Source organism: Methylothermaceae bacteria B42, assembly GCA_001566965.1.
Taxonomy (GTDB): domain Bacteria; phylum Pseudomonadota; class Gammaproteobacteria; order Methylococcales; family Methylothermaceae; genus Methylohalobius.
This window is the reverse complement of the sequence record LSNW01000027.1, coordinates 1-4,763: the sequence shown is the minus strand read 5'-3', so window position 1 is coordinate 4,763 and position 4,763 is coordinate 1. Positions and strand designations below refer to the sequence as shown.

General features: G+C 55.6%; 4 protein-coding genes and 1 pseudogene. All 5 read left to right on the top strand.

What is annotated here, in order from left to right; translation table 11 throughout:
- A partial coding sequence (locus AXA67_08755; GenBank protein KXJ40672.1) for an AAA family ATPase occupies positions 1-2,640 on the top strand: 2,640 nt, incomplete at its 5' end.
- A 3-nt stretch (positions 2,641-2,643) separates the two neighbouring features.
- The gene (locus AXA67_08750; protein ID KXJ40671.1) at positions 2,644-3,282 is read left to right on the top strand and encodes a hypothetical protein; all 639 of its coding nucleotides are present in this window, start codon (positions 2,644-2,646) and stop codon (positions 3,280-3,282) included.
- Positions 3,283-3,467: 185 nt separating this feature from the next.
- A complete protein-coding gene (locus tag AXA67_08745; GenBank protein ID KXJ40670.1) occupies positions 3,468-4,214 on the top strand; it encodes a hypothetical protein in 747 nt (248 codons plus the stop codon).
- Positions 4,211-4,534: a hypothetical protein gene (locus AXA67_08740; GenBank protein KXJ40669.1), complete on the top strand. Its 324-nt coding sequence runs from the start codon at positions 4,211-4,213 to the stop codon at positions 4,532-4,534. Before AXA67_08745 ends, AXA67_08740 begins: the two co-directional genes overlap by 4 nt.
- Positions 4,527-4,763, top strand: a pseudogene (locus AXA67_08735) (PIN domain-containing protein). Before AXA67_08740 ends, AXA67_08735 begins: the two are co-directional and overlap by 8 nt.

The following is a 4,763-nucleotide window of genomic DNA, read 5'->3' as shown; positions in this document are numbered from 1 at the left end:
ATCGGCGACCAGCCGACCTTGATTCTTCTGGACGAGCTGCCGCCTTACCTGCAAAACGCAAGCACCCAGATGTTTGGCAAGGGCACCCTGGCCGATATGGTTGTGTACAGCCTCAGCTCATTAATGACTGCGGCCCTGGAACTGCCGAACTGTGCCATCGTCATCGCCAATCTCTCAGGCAGCTACAAGGCGCAAACCAAGGCACTGGCCGAAGCCGTTGACAACCTGCAACAGGAAACTCGCCGCCAGGCCATGACCATTACGCCTGTCCAACTGGCAGGCAATGAAATCTACGAGATCCTCAAGAAACGCTTGATCGACGAGCTTCCCGACGAGCGTACTATTGCGGACATTGCCGAGGAATATGCCCAGCAGGTCAAAAAAGCTGAAGATGGTGGCTACATTGTAGCCGCCAGCATCGAGCAGATTGCCGAGCAAGTTCGGGAGACCTACCCATTCCATCCCTCTTTCAAACATCTCGTTGCTTTGTTCAAGGAGAATGAAGGTTTCCGTCAGACGCGCGGCCTGATGCAGTTCACCGCTCGATTGCTCAAGAGCGTCGAGCAGCGCGAAACCGACGGTGTATTTCTTATCGGCACTCAGCACCTCGACCTCAATGACGACCAGGTCAAAGACGAGATCGAGCGCATCGCACCGAAGCTGATGCCAGCGGTCACGCGAGATATTGCAGACAATGGCAATGCCATTGCGGAGACGATCGATGACGAACTGGGGTCGGATGCGGCGAAACAGGTAATGACCCTGCTCCTGGCCTCGTCGTTGTCCCGGGCTGTAGGCGGCCGGATTGGCCTATCCGAAAGTGAAATCATTGAGTTCCTGGCAGCGCCTAACCGTAAACCGGACGAATTTCTCGAGGCCCTGCAACGATTGCGTGAACAGGCCTGGTACCTCCATCGTGAGGAACAGCGCTTTTTCATCAAGGAGACCGAGAACCTCTCGCGCCAGATCGAGCGCAACGCCAAGGAGGTACCACAACCCAAGGTCGATCAGGCGTTGATCAATCGTCTCACCGGCATTCTGCAGCCAGTGCGTCGTAACGCCTATCAGGAAGTTCATGTTCTTCCACAACTGGATGAATTGAAACTCAGTGGCCCACGGGTGCTCATTGTCATCAAACCCGATGGCAAGGTCCCTCCCAGTGAATTGCAGAACTTCTTTGATTATCAGCAAGAGAAGAACAACCTCCTGGTATTGACCGGGCAGGATAGCCACTTGGCCGATGCGGTGGAGGACCGCCTGCGCGAACTCTACGCCATCGAACAAATCTACAAACGACTCAAGCCCGGCGATACCCTCTATGAAGAAGCCCGTGACCGTCTGGAAGAGGCCGAGGACCGCTTCAACAAAGCCCTCTCCGCTGCGTACAACCGCCTTTACTTTCCAAGCGTGGATGAGATTGACGGTCGGGAATTCCTAGCACCTGTCACTATCGATAACGGCCTGAAACTTGGAGAAGGCGACCAGTCAGCCGAGGCCCAGATCGAGGCCTTGTTGGCCAGTCCGCGTGCCAACTACAGGCTCGCGCTGGACCTCACCGAAAACTTCAACGAATACTTCGCCATGGCCGAGGAGTACCTCTGGCCATCTGGCAAGGATAATCGTCGGACGCCGTGGAAGGACGTGGTCAGCCGTGCCAAAAGCAACCCAGCCTGGCCATGGATGCCGGGTACCAGCGGCATGGACACTCTCAAGACCGAAGCCCTGAAGCAAGGGCGTTGGCGCCTGGGCGAGGACGGCTACATTGAAAAGGGCCCCTTTCCCAAGGAAAAAACCACTGTCAATGTCACAGTACTCGGTACAAATCCGGAAACAGGTGAGACGATTCTCAGTCTGACCCCCCGCCATGCCGGTGAAAGCCCCGTCATTTACTATTCGACGAAGGCGCAGGTTTCAGAAAGAGACCCACAAGTGGAAGACCTGGACAACTTCACTATCCGTGAAGGCACCCTCTACTTTTGGGTCAAGGATCCGACCGGGCAGTATGAAAGTGGGCCACCGGTGCGCTGGGTAGCGGATCTCAAGATCCGTCACCAGGTCGATCCAGCCGGCGACAAGCGCCGGGTGACACTGCAATGCACCCCCAATGCCGAGATGACCTATACCCTCGACGGCTCCAACCCCAAGGACGGCCTTCTCTATGAAGGCCCGTTCGAAATCGGGCCGGAAGCCGCGCGCCTGTTGGTCTATGCTCGCGCTGGTGAGGCCACCAAGACCGCGGACTTCCAGATCCCGGCCAGTGGCGACAAAACCGTGCATATCGATGAAGCCAAGCCGGCGCGACTCAGCAGCAGCAAGCGAGTGGCGCTTGATACTACGGATCGGGTATTCAGCGTCATCAACCACTTCAAGGATCAGCCCGCTACCCGCTTCAAGGGTGTACGCATCGAAATCGGCGAAGGAGAAAACACGGTTACTGTTCGCTTTCAGGAACGGGAAATCACCGCCGCCATGATTGAGGGTGTCGTCAACAGCCTGCGCTCGGTACTACAAGAGGATGATGCTGCTGTAGCCATCACCATCACTGACGGTGTGCAGTTCGAAAACGGGTTCGAGGCCAAGGAATTCGCCAAAATCGCCGGCATCGAATTGCGCCCCGGCGACGTGGTACAGGAGGAGTAGGTCATGCCAAGGGCTACGGCGGCACGCAGATCAGCCACAGGTGCACGACGGGGTAAGTCTGAAAAGCCGAAGGCCACCCTTGGCTTCGGCGTGCCGGCCACCTCTGATCCACATCATTTCAAGGTCATCATTCCCCGGTCCAACACCGGTAAGGTACAGATCAGCGAATATCTGGGGCTTCAGGCATCCAGCGATGAATTTGCCGTCATCGACCGGGTGTTGCTGGAACGCCCACGCTGGACGGCCATCCGCAATGAAGCGCAGCGTGCCTTCAATGCCCGGCTCAAGGTCCACGGTCTCAAGACCTCCGCCTGGAAGGTGGGAGAAAACCCGGTGGATCGGTTGCTGGGCAAGGAGCTTTGCGTTCTGGCCTGGGCGGTGGAAGACATGGAAATGGAAAAGATCCCCGTGGCGGTTCGCAATTGGCTCGCCTTGCGGCCGGAAGAACGCTGGTGGCTCTTTGGCATGACCGCCATGACCACGGGCCGGGTTACCGACGGTGGTAAGGGCTGGCGTCTGGCCTTGCGTCATGCGCTGGGTGACGTGGCACAGAGCGACCTGCTACGGCCCCGTGCTCGGCGGGAGAAAGCCGCCTCTTCCGAACTGCCGATGCTTGATCTGTTTGGTGATCGGGACGAATGAACACGCCTCAATCTAGTAACCTAGATATCTTATCAGTAACCTATGGGACTTATCTGGTAACCATCCAAGGCGAATTGGTCAGCGTTGGAGGCATATCTGGCAACTTTCAGGCGTTATCTTGTAACACAGTACTAAAGAAATAATGGATGACCTATCAATAAACGTCACTCGTTTGGAGAGAAATGATGGAAGCCGTTCCCACAAAATTAGAAAAGGAGCCACTGATAGAGGCCATCTGGCAACTCCAGTTTGAAAGCCCTGCCATCGGCGATGTTTTGCCGGGGGTGCTTTTCTCCGAACTAAAAATTCGATACCCCAACCTTTCGTTGAGCCGGCTGCCAGCAGCGGACATTCCCGCGCCCGTGGCGCAGGTTGACCCCAATCTGCGTTTTGTCGCCAAGGTAATGATGGAGGAGCCCGGGGCTCCTTTCCGGTGGCAAGTCGGGGATCGGGTCGTCACGCTGAACTGCCGGAAACCATATGTGGGATGGGAATTCTTCAGGGAGGAAATCACAAAACTTGTTGCTATTCTCCAGAAAAGCGGCCTGGTTGCAAATATCCAGCGCCATTCACTACGTTATCTTGATTTGCTGACACTGGCGCCACCGCCTGACCTGACAGCGCTTAAACTCAAGGTCGAGTTGGGGGATCATGAAATCAGGCAAAATAACTGCCAGCTTCGCCTGGAGATACCAGTGAACTCGTGGGTTCATGTTGTTCAAATCGTAACGCCTGCGAAGGCGAATCTTCCAGACGAGGTTTTGGAAGGGACGCTGGTCGATCTGGAAACCCTATCGATGTCGCCTCCCGCAGATCTGCAACAAGCGTTGCAGGAACTGGAGGATCTGCACGGGCAATCCAAAGACATCTTCTTTCGACAGATTCTCACGGCCAGCTCAATTGAAAAAATGCAACCGGAATACGAGCAATGATGATAACGATGCCCGATGTGCCACCCGAACCGGCACGCTATTCAACGGTAATAGATGTTAACGAACACCATGCGGATTGGGTTCCTGGTTCTTCGCTGAAGGGCCTTCTCCGAAACGGGATTTATATTGCGGGTAATTCGCTAACCATGAGTAGTGTAGTAACCGATGTAGTAACAGCAAACTACAAACCGCGTACCGAACTGGGGAGGCGATTGGTAGCGCTTCGTCATGCTTATCTATCCAAAGGGGGCAGGTTGTTGTCCGCAGATGCCCTGGAGGAGGAAGTGCGTTCCCGCCGAGGGGGTGTAGAAAGTGCCTAAGCGCACTTATCTGGATGCTGGTGTGTTGATTGCGGCGTTCAAGGGGGAAGGTGAGCTGGGCCGGCGCGCCTTGAAGATTCTGGACGACCCGGAACGACAATACCTCGTCAGCGAGGCGCTTCGGCTGGAGGTCATGCCAAAACCCCTGTACCACAATCAATCCGAGGAAGCCGATTTTTATGAGGCTGTATTTGAGGCTTCTCAGAAAGTCGAATGGCAAATACCTGCA

Excerpts from the sequence above, each read along its gene's own strand:
- AXA67_08750 (KXJ40671.1), top strand. The coding sequence starts at position 2,644 with ATGCCAAGGGCTACGGCGGCACGCAGATCAGCCACAGGTGCACGACGG.
- AXA67_08745 (KXJ40670.1), top strand. The coding sequence starts at position 3,468 with ATGGAAGCCGTTCCCACAAAATTAGAAAAGGAGCCACTGATAGAGGCC.
- AXA67_08740 (KXJ40669.1), top strand. The coding sequence starts at position 4,211 with ATGATGATAACGATGCCCGATGTGCCACCCGAACCGGCACGCTATTCA.